12 protein-coding genes are annotated in these 15,357 nt (G+C 53.7%); 7 read left to right on the plus strand and 5 right to left on the minus strand.

Annotated features, from left to right (window positions below):
* On the minus strand, positions 1 to 3,777 hold the full coding sequence (gene tamB, locus QMN38_RS16690; RefSeq protein WP_323605401.1) for an autotransporter assembly complex protein TamB: 3,777 nt from the start codon (positions 3,775 to 3,777) through the stop codon (positions 1 to 3).
* Positions 3,774 to 5,507 carry an autotransporter assembly complex protein TamA gene (gene tamA / locus QMN38_RS16695; RefSeq protein WP_271449168.1) on the minus strand — a complete coding sequence of 578 codons (1,734 nt, stop codon included), beginning with the start codon at positions 5,505 to 5,507 and terminating at the stop codon, positions 3,774 to 3,776. Before tamA ends, tamB begins: the two co-directional genes overlap by 4 nt.
* Before the next feature lie 212 nt (positions 5,508 to 5,719).
* Between tamA and msrA the strand changes: the two genes are divergently transcribed.
* Both msrA and paeA read left to right on the plus strand, forming a co-directional pair.
* A complete protein-coding gene (gene msrA / locus QMN38_RS16700; protein WP_323605402.1) occupies positions 5,720 to 6,358 on the plus strand; it encodes a peptide-methionine (S)-S-oxide reductase MsrA in 639 nt (212 codons plus the stop codon).
* Between the two features lie 296 nt (positions 6,359 to 6,654).
* Positions 6,655 to 7,992, plus strand: a complete 1,338-nt coding sequence (gene paeA / locus QMN38_RS16705) for a polyamine export protein PaeA (RefSeq protein ID WP_271440298.1) — start codon at positions 6,655 to 6,657, stop codon at positions 7,990 to 7,992.
* A 65-nt stretch (positions 7,993 to 8,057) separates the two neighbouring features.
* On the opposite strand, the gene QMN38_RS16710 is transcribed toward paeA, so the two are convergent.
* A complete protein-coding gene (locus QMN38_RS16710) occupies positions 8,058 to 8,264 on the minus strand; it encodes a DUF1107 domain-containing protein (RefSeq protein WP_003025710.1) in 207 nt (68 codons plus the stop codon).
* Positions 8,265 to 8,590: 326 nt separating this feature from the next.
* Here QMN38_RS16710 and QMN38_RS16715 point away from each other — a divergent pair, with 326 nt between their 5' ends.
* Positions 8,591 to 9,148, plus strand: coding sequence for a YtfJ family protein (locus QMN38_RS16715; RefSeq protein ID WP_271440297.1), 558 nt, complete (start codon positions 8,591 to 8,593; stop codon positions 9,146 to 9,148).
* Here QMN38_RS16715 and cysQ read toward each other — a convergent pair.
* Positions 9,138 to 9,878 carry a 3'(2'),5'-bisphosphate nucleotidase CysQ gene (cysQ, locus tag QMN38_RS16720; RefSeq protein ID WP_271440296.1) on the minus strand — a complete coding sequence of 247 codons (741 nt, stop codon included), beginning with the start codon at positions 9,876 to 9,878 and terminating at the stop codon, positions 9,138 to 9,140. The genes QMN38_RS16715 and cysQ overlap by 11 nt on opposite strands.
* 188 nt (positions 9,879 to 10,066) lie before the next feature.
* Between cysQ and QMN38_RS16725 the strand changes: the two genes are divergently transcribed.
* A complete protein-coding gene (locus QMN38_RS16725; protein ID WP_271449164.1) occupies positions 10,067 to 12,010 on the plus strand; it encodes a bifunctional 2',3'-cyclic-nucleotide 2'-phosphodiesterase/3'-nucleotidase in 1,944 nt (647 codons plus the stop codon).
* Between the two features lie 62 nt (positions 12,011 to 12,072).
* Here QMN38_RS16725 and QMN38_RS16730 read toward each other — a convergent pair whose 3' ends face one another.
* A complete protein-coding gene (locus QMN38_RS16730; protein ID WP_271440294.1) occupies positions 12,073 to 12,453 on the minus strand; it encodes a winged helix-turn-helix transcriptional regulator in 381 nt (126 codons plus the stop codon).
* 89 nt (positions 12,454 to 12,542) lie between these two features.
* Between QMN38_RS16730 and QMN38_RS16735 the strand changes: the two genes are divergently transcribed.
* From QMN38_RS16735 to QMN38_RS16745, 3 genes are all read left to right on the plus strand, one after another.
* A complete protein-coding gene (locus QMN38_RS16735; protein WP_323605403.1) occupies positions 12,543 to 13,391 on the plus strand; it encodes an SDR family oxidoreductase in 849 nt (282 codons plus the stop codon).
* 81 nt (positions 13,392 to 13,472) lie between these two features.
* Positions 13,473 to 14,297: an AraC family transcriptional regulator gene (locus tag QMN38_RS16740; RefSeq protein ID WP_271440292.1), complete on the plus strand. Its 825-nt coding sequence runs from the start codon at positions 13,473 to 13,475 to the stop codon at positions 14,295 to 14,297.
* Between the two features lie 76 nt (positions 14,298 to 14,373).
* Positions 14,374 to 15,342 carry a DMT family transporter gene (locus QMN38_RS16745; RefSeq protein WP_271449199.1) on the plus strand — a complete coding sequence of 323 codons (969 nt, stop codon included), beginning with the start codon at positions 14,374 to 14,376 and terminating at the stop codon, positions 15,340 to 15,342.
* The last annotated feature ends 15 nt before the right edge of the window (positions 15,343 to 15,357 follow it).

The raw sequence follows: 15,357 nt of genomic DNA on the forward strand, positions 1-15,357 counted from the left end.
CTAAAACTCGAACTGATAGAGCAAATCAAGTGCCTGATCTACGCCAGACACTGCTTCCAGATATAGCTTAGGCATCAGACGATAACGTAGCGTGAGTGTCGCTAAAGAGTCAAATATACCCACACCATATTTCACCTGCAGACCTGGCAGTACGTATCCGCTGACAACCACCTGAGAGGAGTCACCCACCCCTTGCGTGTCCAGTGCCAGATTGCTTACGCCAAATGTCTCCCCGATTTTACCCACAACCTGACCACTTTGTGCAACCCCCAGGCCAATAAGCATTGATGTCATCGCCGCACTATCGCTCTGTTCGCTATCGAGTCCTTGTCCGCGTAGCAGATAGGAAAGTGCCATTTGCTGCGACATCGCCGGGTCGGAGAAGATCTCCGCCTTCGGTTCATCGGCAGTACCAGTGACGCGAACACCGGCGATCACGTCGTCTTCGGTGGCATCTGGGTTACGAATTGCTTCTATGTTGAGTAACGGCTGATCCGGCGGACCGGAGAATAACAGCTCACCCTTACGCACAATCAAATCCTGACCATAGGCATGGAAACGCCCGCTCGGGATATTGATCTGCCCGTTCAACCCCAGCCCCTGCTTATCCTGTGCAACTTTCAGATCGCCCGTCAGACGCGCTTTCAGACCAAAGGCATCGATACGTACGTTGTTGCCTACATGAATGTTCAGGTTACTGTTGATCGGAATACCCGCGCTTTGCGGCTTCTCTGGCTGCAGATTGTCGTTGAGCATCACCATGTCGCTGGACACTCCCACCGCGCTTTCCGGCAGGTCATGCACCACGATACGCGCCCACGGCACATCGACATTGCCATTCAGGGTAAACAGGTTCGGTGTCGCTTCAAATTCCACATCCGGCGAGACGTCCAGACGCACCATCGGCGGCACGGTGATACGCACCCTGCTGCCTTTGGCTGCAACACGCGCCCGCCAGTTATCTATCTGGCTCCAGTCGGCATCGCCGCTGAGGTTAATCTGCCCCTGCTGCGTACGCACCACGCCCGTCAACGTCGAACGCGTTCCGTTAAAGTTCACAGCCAGCTGGCTGGGCTGCATGTCAAACGGCATAAAGTTACCGTCGATATCCAGACCGCTAAGCTGCAGTTGTCCAAGCAACTGCGGACTTTGCACATCGCCGCCCAGACGCAGATTGGCGTTGATCATTCCCGCAGCTTTTTCGCCTCTGGAGAAGATGGGATTCACCATCGCCAGATTGAAGTTGCGGATATTCACATTACCGCCAAGATTACGTCGTCCCTGCGGATCGGTTACCTGCACCTGTCCGTCGAACTGCCCGTTATTGGTCAGGCGAATCAGCCATCCCAGCTCAGCACGGTTGTTGTGCAGGTCAGCGGTCAGGTTCAGCGTCTCAAATGCGACCGGTAACGCAGCATCGTTTACGCTCTGGGTGACCTTCACGTTACGCCCACTTAGCGTGACCTGTCCCTGCGGCAGCCCCTCTTTGGTGGTGTCCCAGCTCACATCCGCTTTGCCACTGAAGACGCCGCTGGCCTGGGTTGTATCCGGCATAAACGGTTTCAGCATCGCCGGATCGAAACGGTTAAGATTCACCACCGCGCGACCTTCCGCACCCGCATCAATCGTTTGTGGCACGCACAGTTCCGCATTCGGGTTATTCCAGCAGTGTGGCCCAATGCTGATTTTCTGCTCCTGGTTACGGTAATCCAACGCAATCGCACGGTTAAGCGACCACGGACCGACCGGCGTCTGGAAGCGGGTATTGCTCAACGCCCCTTTCCAACGCTGTTCTTTGCGATCGAAGCTGCCGGCCAGATCCAGTTGCCCGGAAACCGGCTCCCCCTGAATGCGTAGCTGTAATTCATGCTGCTTTTCACTGCCTTTCGCGTTCAGAGTGACCAGCCCGATATTGACGTCAGGTTGCACAATCCGCTCTACGCGCACGTTGAGGCTACCGGCGATTTGCTCCGCCGATTTCACATCGCCTTCAACGCGCACCTGAGCCACGGAAAGTTCCTGCCAGCGCAGGCCGCGAGCGGTGATATCCGCCAACAACTGTGGCGCTTCTACTGTCCCGCGAACTTTTACCAACCCTTTCGCCGTACCGCCTAATCCCGGCAGTGCGTTGTCCAGACTCGGGGCATCAATCATCGCGTCGAGATTGAGATCTTTAACCCCCAGTTCCCCTTTTACCTCCGCGCTGTTGCGCCCCAGTTCCAGGTGCAGGCCCGGAATGGTCCACTGCAGGTAGCTATTCCCCTTCAGTGAGCCGTTCACATTGACCTTATTCTGTTTCACATTCCCGGTCAGCTTAAGTTCCGGAACCTCCATCTGCCAGCTTCCGCCATACAGACTGCCGCGGGTTTTCACCAGACCATTCAGTTTTGACGGCCAGTCAGGGATCTCTTTTGCCGTATTGATGCCATCCAGCGTCAACTCTCCGCGCCAGCTAATGGCCTGCTGCCAGTCCACCAGCGCCTTCAGCTCGGTTTTTCCTTCCAGCGCCGCAATGCTGAGTTTGTCGAGATTGATCTGTTGTTCGTTACCTTTGGCATCCAGCGTAATGGTGGCCGGAGGGATATCCTGCCCTTTCACGGCGGTGCGCATCGATAACGTGTAGTCGGTCATTTTGCCGGTCAGCTTGAGCTTGATATCATCAGCCTGGAACTGCTTGTCGCCAGTGAACGGCCAGTAAACCTGTTTACTGTTCACCTCCAGATTGAGCGGTAACCCCGCTTCCGCCAGGCGCGTCTGCGCACGCAGATCCAGATCGACCGGACCGGAAAGATTGACGCCAACCTCCAGCTGTTCACGCAGTGCGCCGCCGACCTTCAGCTTCACCTTTTCGCCTTTTAACGGGTCGATGTTGAGTGTGCTGTTTAACGTAATATCGACCGGCCATGTGTCGGTGAGTTGTGCCGTGCCGCTGGCTTTTACTGTTCCCTGATTCGAGTCGATATCCAGCACATCAAGCTTCATGTTGCCGTCAATACTGCTTACTTTCAGCAGCATGTTATGTATCGCTAAATCCGTATCCCCGGTCACGCGCAGCTGCTCGCCGCGAAACTCTTCAATGTTGAGATTCAGCGGCAGATGGACATCGGTCATTTCCGGCAGCACCGGCTTTGAGAACAGATCTTTTAGCGTTTCACCCAGCGGTTTTTCGTCCGGCTGCGGATGTTGAATCTTCGGTTCGACAACCTCTTCCTGCGCCACATCTGCCACTTTAGGCAGCGCGATCAGCAGCCCCTGTAATGACGTAGGCTTCAGGGTCAGCGTTTTTTCCTGCCAGTTGAGGCCGGACGTGAAATCCAGGACGGAAACCGTGGTGTCATCAATTTTGATATTGATGTTGTTAAGCGCCACGTGTGAAAGCGTGATGGGATAAGGCGTGGAAAGGTTGAGCGGCCCGCTCTCTTCTTCTGCAACCGGCGCGGAAGGCGGCATCTTTTTACTGTCGATCGCCACGTTGATATCTTTCAGCGACAGATCGTTGACGCACAGGCTGCTGTTCCACAGGCAGTTGAGTCCCACCGCCAGATGTACTTCACCGGCATTTACCGCCACACCGGGCTGGTCGTAGCGGATATTTTTCAGCGACAGATCCCGCCAGCCGCCGGTAACCTGGCCAATCTCCAGCCCAGGCACCCAGCGATTAGCTGCCTTGAAGACCAGATGCAGACCGGAGGTTGTCCCCACCAGGAACGCGACGGTACCTAACAACAGCAGGATAAAAACCAGCACCCCGAGGCTTATCTTCTTCCATAAACTCATAATTCAGGCCCCAGACCGATGTAAAACTGTAAACCATGTTCATCTTTGTCGCCTACAGGGACGGCAAAGTCGAGCTTGATAGGTCCCACCGGCGACTGCCAGCGTACACCGACCCCGGCACCGGTTTTGAAATCGCTTCTGCGGATATCGCTGACCGCTTCACCGCTATCGACAAACATCGCGCCCCACCATTTCCCGGTCACGTTGTATTGATATTCCAGCGAACCGGTCGCCAGCTTCGAGGCCCCTTTCAGCTTACCGTCACTGCCTTCAGGCGAAATAGATTTGTATTTGTAGCCGCGGATACTGCGGTCGCCCCCGGCGAAGAAACGCAGATCCGGCGGGACTTTGTCGAAGTCACCGGTTTCGATCCAGCCGAGGTTACCGCGCATCACAAAACGGTGTTTGTCGTACAGTGTACGGATCCAGACGTTCTGCGCCTGGAAGACGGAGAAATCAACGTCTGAACCCCAGGCCGTATTGGAATAGTCAATGGAATAGCGCTGGGAATCCCCCCAGACAGGCATCAGGCCGCCGCGCGAGCGCGTCCGGCTAATCATCACGCCCGGATAGAGCAGCATCGTCGTGTTGGTGACGTCACCCTGGGTAAAGTGGTCGAGGCTCCAGCGCAGGTTGATTGCACGCTGCCAGCCACTCGACAGATCCCAGTAGCGGGAGACCGCGAGCGTGGTGGAGTCCTGTTCGGTGTCGTTTAAATCGGTACGCTTAAACCCCCCCTGCACCAGGTAATACTGCTCCAGCGGGTTCTTTAGCAACGGCATTTTATAGCTGAAATCAAGGACCTGCTCTGGCGCAGAAATACTGGCACTGGTGGTCAGGCTATGGCCGTAGGAGTTCATCCACGGCTTTTTCCACGAGGTTTTCAACCGCGGTCCGACGTCAGTCGAGTAGCCGGCCCCGGTTTCGATGGTATTTTCAGTGCGCGGCGAGACCACGCCTTTTAGCGGCAGTACTTTGGTTTCACGGGCTTTATCAAATTCAGGCGCCACCACCACGGAATTAAACCATCCGGTTGCCGAAAGGCGACGGTTTAGCTCAGCCAGATCTTTCGACTCGTACTCTTTACCCTCTTTGAACGGCACCAGGTTTTGCAGGTACTCATCGCGAATTTGCGAACCTTCAAAAGTGACATGGCCAAAGCGGTAGCGCTCTCCGCTGTTGTAATCAATATCCCAGAATGCCTGGCGGCGATCGAGTGCAATTCCGAGCTGACTTTTATTAAATTCGCTGTCGAAATAGCCTTTACGCAACGCCACACTGGTGAGCGACTTTTTGAAGCTGTCATAATCGCCTTGATTCAGCACGGTGCCAATGGCCGGACGCGTCTTCAGCAGATCCAGGTAATCTTTGTCCGTACGCGCGCCGCCGCGCAGAATCACCTCGGTGCCGCCAATCAGCACCGGCTCGCCGGGCGTCACTTTAGCAATCAGCACCTGACGTCCTTTCGCCGGTGGTGGACGTAACTCAAAATCAATGGTCGGCTCAAAGTAGCCCAGCGCTTTTAGCCCTTCGCGGATAGCATCATCAACGCGCGCACGAAAACGCCGGTCTGGTGTGACTTCGTCACTCTGAATCGTGGACAGCTGCGCACGGACGTTTTTCTCCAGCGGTCCTGATAATCCTTCGACCTGTAAGCGAACATTCGCAGCGGCGGCGGAGCCACTTAAGCACAGTAATCCCACCCAACATAACTGACGGATATGTGGCACATTTTCTCCTGAATATCCTTTTTTCCCACCCCTGGAAAAAAATACTATGCCGTTCCTCGGCTTAACAAAAAATCAACAATAAGAGTTGAAAAACAGACGACAACCCAAATATTTCTTATGTTTAACTCTAGACGCATTCACACTATTTATTGTGGGCAAAGACGTGTCTCGTTACAACCTTAACCCAAATGACTGATTTCGGGAGAACGGCCATGAGTTTATTTGATAGAAAGCATCTTGTTACTCAAGCAGATGCGCTACCTGGACGCAATACCCCGATGCCGGTAGCAACGTTGCATGCGGTTAATCAGCATTCGATGACCAACGTGCCCGACGGCATGGAGATAGCCCTCTTCGCCATGGGATGTTTCTGGGGCGTGGAGCGCTTATTCTGGTCACTACCAGGGGTATACAGCACAGCAGCCGGATACACCGGTGGCTATACCCCAAACCCAACCTATCGGGAAGTGTGTTCTGGCGATACGGGCCATGCCGAAGCGGTACGCATCGTCTATGACCCGCATGTTATCAGCTACGAACAACTGCTGCAGGTGTTCTGGGAAAATCATGACCCGGCGCAGGGTATGCGTCAGGGTAACGACCAGGGCACTCAGTACCGTTCCGCGATTTATCCACTAACCCCGGAGCAAAGCGCAGCCGCGCAGGCCAGCCTTGAACGCTTTCAGGCGGCAATGACCGCCGCGGGCGACGAACGCAAGATTACGACGGAAATCAGCACGGCGACCCCGTTCTACTACGCCGAGGACGATCATCAGCAATATCTGCATAAAAACCCTTATGGATACTGTGGCATTGGCGGCATAGGCGTTTGCCTGCCACCGCAGAGTTAATCCGCAACGGCCCGATAGCACAGCGCTTATCGGGCATTTCCACGCCCTTAACGTGACCTCTGGCGGCTTTACAGTACCTTACGCTATACTAGCGTCTGAATTTACCGGCTCAACTCCACGAGCAGGTTTTCAATGAATTTTCCATTGGATTTATACTTTATGGATTTCGGGTTGCAGGACAAAACGCCATAGGTGTTTTGAACAGCGCTAGCGCTGGCCCCAACGCCCCTGCAACTTGAAAGACGACGAGTACCAACTTCTCCCTTCCGAGGATCTGGCGTAACGCTGGATAAGATATGTTAAACAGTATTTTAGTCATTCTCTGCCTGATCGCCGTGAGTGCGTTTTTCTCGATATCCGAGATCTCGCTTGCTGCCTCACGCAAAATAAAACTTAAACTGCTTGCCGATGAAGGCAACGTAAACGCACAACGTGTTTTGAAGATGCAGGAAAACCCCGGCATGTTCTTTACCGTCGTGCAAATTGGTCTTAATGCGGTTGCTATTCTTGGCGGTATCGTCGGTGACGCAGCATTTTCACCGGCATTTAACGGTCTGTTCTCGAAATACTTTGCCCCAGAGCTGTCCGAACAATTGAGCTTTATTCTGTCGTTCTCCCTGGTGACTGGCCTGTTCATCCTGTTCGCGGATTTAACCCCGAAACGCATCGGTATGATTGCGCCAGAAGCTGTGGCTTTGCGTATCATCAACCCGATGCGCTTCTGTCTGCTCGTGTTCCGCCCGCTGGTATGGTTCTTTAATGGCCTGGCAAATAACATTTTCCGTCTGTTTAAGATCCCGATGGTGCGTAAAGATGACATCACTTCGGACGATATCTACGCCGTAGTAGAAGCCGGTGCATTGGCAGGGGTTCTGCGCAAGCAGGAACATGAGCTGATCGAAAACGTATTTGAACTGGAATCCCGTACCGTGCCGTCTTCAATGACCTCGCGCGAAAACGTTATCTGGTTTGATCTGCACGAAGACGAACAGAGCCTGAAGAACAAAGTGGCGGAACATCCGCATTCCAAGTTTCTGGTCTGTAATGAAGATATCGACCACATCATTGGCTATGTGGATTCCAAAGACTTGCTTAATCGCGTACTGGCAAACCAAAGCATGGCGCTGAATAGCGGCGTGCAGATCCGCAACACGCTGATTGTGCCGGATACGCTGACGCTCTCAGAAGCGCTGGAAAGCTTCAAAACCGCAGGCGAAGACTTTGCCGTCATCATGAACGAGTATGCACTGGTAGTGGGGATTATTACGCTTAATGACGTAATGACGACGCTGATGGGTGACTTAGTCGGCCAGGGTCTGGAAGAACAGATCGTCGCGCGTGATGAGAATTCATGGCTGATTGACGGCGGTACGCCGATTGATGACGTGATGCGTGTGCTGGATATCGACGAGTTCCCGCAGTCCGGTAACTATGAAACCATCGGCGGTTTCATGATGTTCATGCTGCGTAAAATCCCGAAACGCACCGATTCAGTGAAATTCTCAGGCTACAAATTTGAAGTGGTGGATATCGATAACTACAAGATCGATCAGCTGCTGGTAACACGTCTGGACAGTAAACCGAGCGTCCTGGTACCGAAACTGCCGGATGCAAAAGAAGAGACCAGGGCGTAATCCCGCCAGAAACATCAACGGCTCCCATCAGGAGCCGTTTTTTTAACTACTGCATAGCACTTTGGTTAAGCCATCTCTGTCTGCAGACGCAAAACCTGACGGTTAACTTCGGACATAACAGAAAAATGCAGTTTGTCCTTCACTTTTGGGATAAGAATCTTACCCTTATCAAACTCAAAAGCGCCTACATCCTTGATATATAACCGTCCACGAAACAGGATCTTCACGTACTTCGCCACCTGCAGCGGGTTGTATCGTTGGAAAATTTTCATTGTATCTCCTGCTGAGCGTTACGCCTTTGCGGTACCACAATCGGTCCGACAATCCTCAGGCGCAAATTTTAATGCCTTATGACTATAGACTATCTGAACCATGTTTCCAGCGTGTATAAGTTTATTTACCTTCAGGTTACAATTATTCAGAATTATCTTTTCAACGCTTCGCTGTCTTCAGTATAAGCCTTCATTTTTCGCAGGATTTGTGCGCCCGTCCGCAAACTGGCATCGCGCTTGCGGGAAAAAGCATCATTCGCACATATGATTAAATTCCAGGCCCAAGTGGTCGGATCACCTGCAAAATAAAGAAAGAAGGAAAACCCATGACCTTACAAAAACTGCTGGCCCTGTCGTGCCTGCTGCTGCCGATGATTGCCTCCGCGCATAAGTTTGAAACCAACCAACGTGTACCGCCGGTGGGCATTGCCGATCGCGGCGAACTGATTCTCGATAATGATAAGTTTAGCTACAAAAACTGGAATAGCGCGCAACTGCCAGGGAAAGTCCGCATCGTGCAACACATCGCCGGACGTACCTCCGCCAAAGAGAAAAATGCGACACTGATTGAAGCCATCAAAGCGGCAAATCTGCCGCATGATAAATACCAGACCACCACCATCGTCAACACGGATGACGCCATTCCTGGTTCGGGCATGTTCGTGCGCAGCAGCCTGGAGAGTAATAAGAAACTCTACCCGTGGTCACAATTTATTGTCGACAGCGAGGGTATTGCGCGTAAAGCCTGGCAACTGGATGAAGAGAGCTCCGCTATTGTCGTTCTCGACAAGGACGGACGCGTACAGTGGGCAAAAGATGGTGCGCTAACGCAGGATGAGGTGCAGCAGGTTATCGCCCTGCTGCACAAATTGCTCAGTAAATAGAGACGCGGAAGCCGGGGTTAAGGAACGATTCACGCGGTGTGTAATCCAGAGGTTTTCCCTGCCAGTCGTGAACGTGAGCCCCGGCAGCGGCTGCAACCGCGTGGCCTGCTGCGGTGTCCCACACATTTGTGGGTCCAAAACGCGGATACAGTTGCGCCTGCCCTTCGGCAACCAGACAGAACTTCAGCGACGAGCCAATCGACGTGGTCTGATGTTCGCCCAACTGTTGCAAATACTCTTTTAGCTCATTGTCCGCGTGCGAACGGCTAATCACTACCAGCGGTGGACGAGCATCACGAACCTGAATTTGTTTGCGTACACCGCATTCTTCTTTCCACGCTTTGCCCTGTTCCGCGCTGTACATCACTTTCATCACAGGGGCATACACCACGCCCAGCACCGGCTTTCCCTTCTCGATAAGCGCAATGTTAACGGTAAATTCACCGTTACGCTTAATGAACTCTTTGGTTCCATCCAGCGGATCGACCAACCAGTAGCGCTGCCAGTGTTGACGAACATCCCAGCCTGGGGGTGCCTCTTCAGACAGAACCGGAATATCCGGCGTTAGTGCCAGTAATCCTTCGAGGATCACCGTGTGCGCGGCAATATCCGCCGCCGTGACCGGAGAATCATCCTGCTTGCTGGTAATCTCCATCGGTTTGCGTCCATCGTAGACCTGCATAATGGCATCGCCCGCGTTCCGTGCAAGCTGGCATACATGTTCTAGCATTCTCCACCTCGTTTCTGTCAGTGGTGTTAACTCGTTGTTTTACTTATACCCGATCGTCAAGGGATCCGCCAACTGTGATAGCGTCTGCGGTTTTAAACGCTATATTCATGTCATGATTCACAGTTCTGTAAGCAAGAAGATTTATATACATTTTCTTTTGTGGCTTAGATCTTAAAAGGATGCCCCTGATGATTAAGTTTAGTGCAACGCTTCTCGCCACGCTGATTGCAGCCAGCGTGAATGCCGCGACCGTCGATCTGCGTATAATGGAAACCACTGATTTGCATAGCAATATGATGGATTTCGATTATTACAAAGATACGGCGACTGAAAAATTCGGCCTGGTGAGGACGGCGAGTCTAATTAATGCAGCACGCAGCGAAGTCAAAAACAGCGTGCTGGTTGATAACGGCGATCTGATTCAGGGCAGCCCGCTTGGGGATTACATGGCTGCCAAAGGGCTTAAAGCGGGTGAAACACATCCGGTATATAAGGCGCTCAACACGCTGGACTACGCAGTCGGCAACCTTGGTAATCATGAATTTAACTACGGCCTCGACTATCTGCACAATGCCCTCGCTGGCGCGAAATTCCCCTACGTTAACGCCAATATTATCGATGTTAAAACCCAAAAGCCGCTGTTCACCCCTTATCTGATTAAAGACACTGACGTCGTCGACAAAGCGGGGAATAAGCAGACGCTGAAGATAGGTTACATTGGCTTTGTGCCCCCACAGATCATGACCTGGGATAAAGCCAACCTCAGCGGTAAAGTGACCGTGAACGACATCACCGAAACCGCACGTAAATATATTCCGCAGATGCGGGAAAAAGGCGCGGATGTAGTAGTAGTGATTGCTCACTCCGGTCTTTCTGCCGACCCGTATCAGACCATGGCGGAAAACTCCGTTTATTACCTCAGCGAAGTCCCGGGCGTGGACGCCATTATGTTTGGCCATGCTCATGCCGTCTTCCCGGGGAAAGATTTTGCCAACATCAAAGGAGCTGATATCGCGAAAGGCACGCTCAATGGCATACCTGCAGTCATGCCGGGCATGTGGGGCGATCACCTGGGCGTGGTAGATTTGGTACTGAATAACGATAGTGGTAAATGGCAGGTCACCCAGGCGAAAGCCGAGGCGCGCCCGATTTACGACGCCGCTGCGAAAAAATCACTGGCGGGCGAGGACCAGAAAATCGTTAAGATCCTGAAAGCCGATCACGACGCCACCCGCGAGTTCGTAAGCAAACCCATCGGTAAATCAGCCGACAACATGTACAGCTATCTGGCACTGGTACAGGATGACCCGACCGTGCAGGTGGTGAATAACGCGCAGAAAGCCTATGTGGAACACTTTATTCAGGGTGACCCGGATCTGGCAAAACTGCCGGTGCTCTCTGCTGCCGCGCCATTTAAGGTCGGAGGACGTAAGAACGATCCGGCAAGCTTTGTGGAAGTCGAAAAAGGCCAGCTAACCTTCCGTAATGCCGCTGATTTGTATCTCTATCCCAACACCCTGGTGGTCGTAAAAGCCAGCGGTAAAGAGGTTAAAGAGTGGCTGGAATGTTCCGCCGGTCAGTTTAATCAGATAGATATTCACAGCAGCAAGCCGCAGTCGCTGATTAACTGGGATGGGTTCCGTACCTATAACTTTGACGTCATTGACGGCGTGGATTATCAGATTGATGTTTCACAGCCGGCCCGTTACGACGGCGAGTGCCAGACCATAAACCCGCAAGCGGAACGTATTAAAAACCTGACCTTTAACGGCAAACCTATCGATCCTGATGCAACCTTCCTCGTCGCAACCAACAACTATCGTGCCTATGGTGGTAAGTTCGCCGGAACCGGAGACAGCCACATCGCCTTTGCGTCGCCGGATGAAAACCGCGCGGTGCTGGCTGCATGGATAAGCGCTCAAACGAAGAGCGCCGGTGAAATCCACCCGGCGGCAGATAACAACTGGCGTCTGGCACCGATTCACAGCGATAAGAAACTGGATATTCGATTTGAAACGTCACCGTCCGATAAGGCCGCGGCGTTTATCAAAGACAACGGGCAGTATCCGCTGAAGAAAGTCGCCACCGACGATATCGGCTTTGCGATTTATCAGTTGGATTTGAGTAAGTAATTTTCGTGCCGGATGCGACGCAATAGCGTCTTATCCGGCCTACAAAATACGCCGCCTACCCATCACGCCGCCCGCTCGTCCCGCTGCGCCAAAACCTGCGGTAAATTCATTTCAATCCAGTCGGCCAGTGCCGCAACTTTATCGCTCACCTGCTCACCCAACGGGGTCAGGCTATACTCCACATGCGGCGGGACGACCGGATACGATACCCGGTTGATAAACCCGTCCTGCTCCAGCGCCTGCAGTGATTGCGCCAGCATCTTTTCGCTGACGCCGCCCATTTTGCGACGTAAATCGCTGAACCGGTGCGTACCGTCACGCAGCGCCACCAGAATCAATACGCCCCAGCGACTGGTGACGTGTTTTAACACCTCGCGGGAGGGACACTGCTCGGCAAACAAATTGCCGTCGCGCAATTGCTGAGAAAGCGTTGACGCTGTCATCTCTATACTTACCTTTTTGTACGTACTTACTAAAAGTAAGTTTAGGTGTTAGCGTGTTTAAACACAAGACCAATACCAAGGAGTTCCCCATGATTGCGATTACCGGCGCCACTGGCCAATTGGGCCAACACGTTATTGAAAGCCTGTTGAAAACCGTACCTGCCAGCCAGATAGTGGCGATTGTACGCAACCCTGCTAAAGCGGCAGCACTGAGTCAGCAAGGCATCATCGTTCGCCAGGCGGATTACACCGACGAGGCCGCCTTTACGACGGCTTTGCAGGGTATCGACAAGCTGCTGCTGATCTCGTCGAGCGAAGTCGGACAACGTACTCCGCAGCATCGCAACGTGATTAACGCGGCGAAAGCTGCCCACGTGAAATTTATCGCCTATACCAGCCTGCTTCACGCCAACACCTCCCCGCTGGGGCTGGCTGAGGAGCATGTGGCAACCGAGAAGATGCTGGCAGACTCCGGCATTGCCTACGCGTTGTTACGTAACGGCTGGTACACCGAAAACTATCTGGCGAGTGCGCCAGCGGCACTGGAGCACGGCGTGTTTATTGGGGCTGCAGGAGAAGGCAAAATCGCCTCAGCGACCCGCGCCGACTATGCCGCAGCCGCCGCGCGCATTATCAGCGAAGACGGTCACGCTGGTAAAATCTACGAACTGGCAGGCGATGAGGGCTGGACGCTGAGCCAACTGGCCGCTGAGCTGGCCAAACAGAGTGGTAAAAAGGTGGTATATCAGAACCTGAGTGAGGCCGATTTTGCCGCCGCGCTAAAAGGTTTTGGTCTGCCTGCCGGACTGGCGGACATGCTGGCCGATTCTGACGTCGGTGCCTCCAAAGGCGGACTCTTTGACGACAGCCATACGCTGGGCAAACTGATTGGCCGCCCAACCACCTCGTTGGCGGACAGCGTCAAAGGTATCGTGTAAGTGTTAAAAATCGGTTAATTGTGGTGGCATCCTCACGCATCCTCTCTGATAATGACAAGATGATGCGTGGGGAGAGATAACGTGCAAGGTGTACCTGAGCAGTTTTTTGATGAGAAAGACAGCGCCCGCTTTCGCCACCTGGCGCAGGTGCCAGGCGTTGAACTGTACCATGCACACATCTCCCGTTATGCGTTTGAGCCGCACACCCATGAAGCTTTCGGCATTGGCGCGATTGAAGCCGGTGCCGAGCGTTTTCGCTACCGTGGCACGCAATACGTAGCGCCTGCCCACTCCGTTGTCACCATGAACCCCGATGAACTGCACACCGGTGAAGCTGAAACCGCCGACGGCTGGCGCTATCGGATGATTTACCTTGAGCCCGATCTTCTGGAAGAGGTCACCGGCGTTCGTCACTGGTGGTTCCATGACGTTACCCGTCACGATCCGCTGCGCTCGCGTCAGATCTGTTCATTGATCCATGGTCTGTGGAACACCGAAGACCCGCTGGCGCAAAAGGGATTGCTGCTCGATCTGATCGATACATTCCAGCCGCTGGCTCGCCATGCACCGGTATTACCGGAGGGGGCACATCGCTTCGAACGCGTGCGTGAATACCTGCACGATAACTACATGCACCCTGTGACACTCGATGAGCTGGCTCGCGTGGCGTCACTCAGTCCCTGGCATTTTCAGCGCCAGTTCAAATCTCATTTTCACGTCACACCGCATCAGATGCTGATGGCGATCCGCCTGTGGCGAGCCAAAGGTTTTCTGACCTACGGTATGCCTGCCGCAGATGTGGCCGCCGCCACCGGACTGACCGACCAATCGCACCTCACCCGCGCCTTTACCCATCGCTATGGCATTACGCCGGTACGCTATCAGAAGCAGGTTTATTCGCGCTAATGCGCAATCTCATACAATACAGTGATGTTTTCCCTGCCTACACTCAGCGCTATGTTTAATGATGTGGATGTCAAAAATGATTAGCGGTGTGTTGTATGCCCTGCTTGCCGGGCTGATGTGGGGATTAATTTTTGTCGGACCCTTGCTCGTACCGGAATACCCGGCGGTATTACAGTCGATGGGGCGTTATCTGGCATTGGGGCTAATCGCACTACCGTTGGCCTGGCTGGGTCGCGGGCGTCTGCGTCAGTTGACGCGTAAAGACTGGATAACGGCGCTGGCGTTAACCCTGATGGGCAACCTGATTTATTACGTTTGCCTGGCCAGCGCCATTCAGCGCACCGGCGCGCCGGTTTCAACCATGATCATCGGCACATTACCGGTCGTGATCCCGGTCTTCGCCAACCTGCTTTATAGCCAACGCGACGGCAAATTATCGTGGTGGCACCTGGCTCCTGCGCTGGTACTGATCGGCATGGGCCTGCTGTGCGTGAATATCTCTGAGCTCAGTCAGGGGTTGCCTGATTTTAGCGGCTGGCGATATGGTTCAGGCATCGCTCTGGCGCTGATCTCCGTGGTGTGCTGGGCCTGGTACGCGCTACGCAATGCCCGCTGGCTGCGGGAAAACCCGGATAAGCATCCAATGATGTGGGCAACGGCTCAGGCGCTGGTGACGCTTCCGGTTTCGCTGCTGGGGTACATCGCAGCCTGCCTGTGGCTGCGTGGACAAACACCGGAATTCTCGCTGCCCTTTGGCCCGCGACCGGACGTGTTTATCGGCCTGATGATCGCCATTGCGATATTGTGCTCGTGGGTTGGCGCACTGTGCTGGAACGTCGCCAGTCAGAAGTTGCCGACGGTGATCCTCGGACCGCTGATTGTCTTTGAAACACTGGCGGGTCTGTTATACACCTTTATGCTGCGTCAGGAGATGCCGCCATTGCTGACGCTAAGCGGTATTGCGCTGCTGGTAATAGGCGTGGTAATTGCGGTGCGGTCAAAACCGCAGAAACCGGCGGTAGTGCCGGTTTCAGGGGATGCCTGATGGCGCTGCGCTTAT

The organism is Citrobacter sp. R-1.5.2 (assembly GCF_035064245.1).
Classification (GTDB): Bacteria; Pseudomonadota; Gammaproteobacteria; order Enterobacterales; family Enterobacteriaceae; genus Citrobacter.

Excerpts from the sequence above, each read along its gene's own strand:
- tamB (WP_323605401.1), bottom strand. The coding sequence starts at position 3,777 with ATGAGTTTATGGAAGAAGATAAGCCTCGGGGTGCTGGTTTTTATCCTG.
- msrA (WP_323605402.1), top strand. The coding sequence starts at position 5,720 with ATGAGTTTATTTGATAGAAAGCATCTTGTTACTCAAGCAGATGCGCTA.
- paeA (WP_271440298.1), top strand. The coding sequence starts at position 6,655 with ATGTTAAACAGTATTTTAGTCATTCTCTGCCTGATCGCCGTGAGTGCG.
- QMN38_RS16710 (WP_003025710.1), bottom strand. The coding sequence starts at position 8,264 with ATGAAAATTTTCCAACGATACAACCCGCTGCAGGTGGCGAAGTACGTG.
- QMN38_RS16715 (WP_271440297.1), top strand. The coding sequence starts at position 8,591 with ATGACCTTACAAAAACTGCTGGCCCTGTCGTGCCTGCTGCTGCCGATG.
- cysQ (WP_271440296.1), bottom strand. The coding sequence starts at position 9,878 with ATGCTAGAACATGTATGCCAGCTTGCACGGAACGCGGGCGATGCCATT.
- QMN38_RS16725 (WP_271449164.1), top strand. The coding sequence starts at position 10,067 with ATGATTAAGTTTAGTGCAACGCTTCTCGCCACGCTGATTGCAGCCAGC.
- QMN38_RS16730 (WP_271440294.1), bottom strand. The coding sequence starts at position 12,453 with ATGACAGCGTCAACGCTTTCTCAGCAATTGCGCGACGGCAATTTGTTT.
- QMN38_RS16735 (WP_323605403.1), top strand. The coding sequence starts at position 12,543 with ATGATTGCGATTACCGGCGCCACTGGCCAATTGGGCCAACACGTTATT.
- QMN38_RS16745 (WP_271449199.1), top strand. The coding sequence starts at position 14,374 with ATGATTAGCGGTGTGTTGTATGCCCTGCTTGCCGGGCTGATGTGGGGA.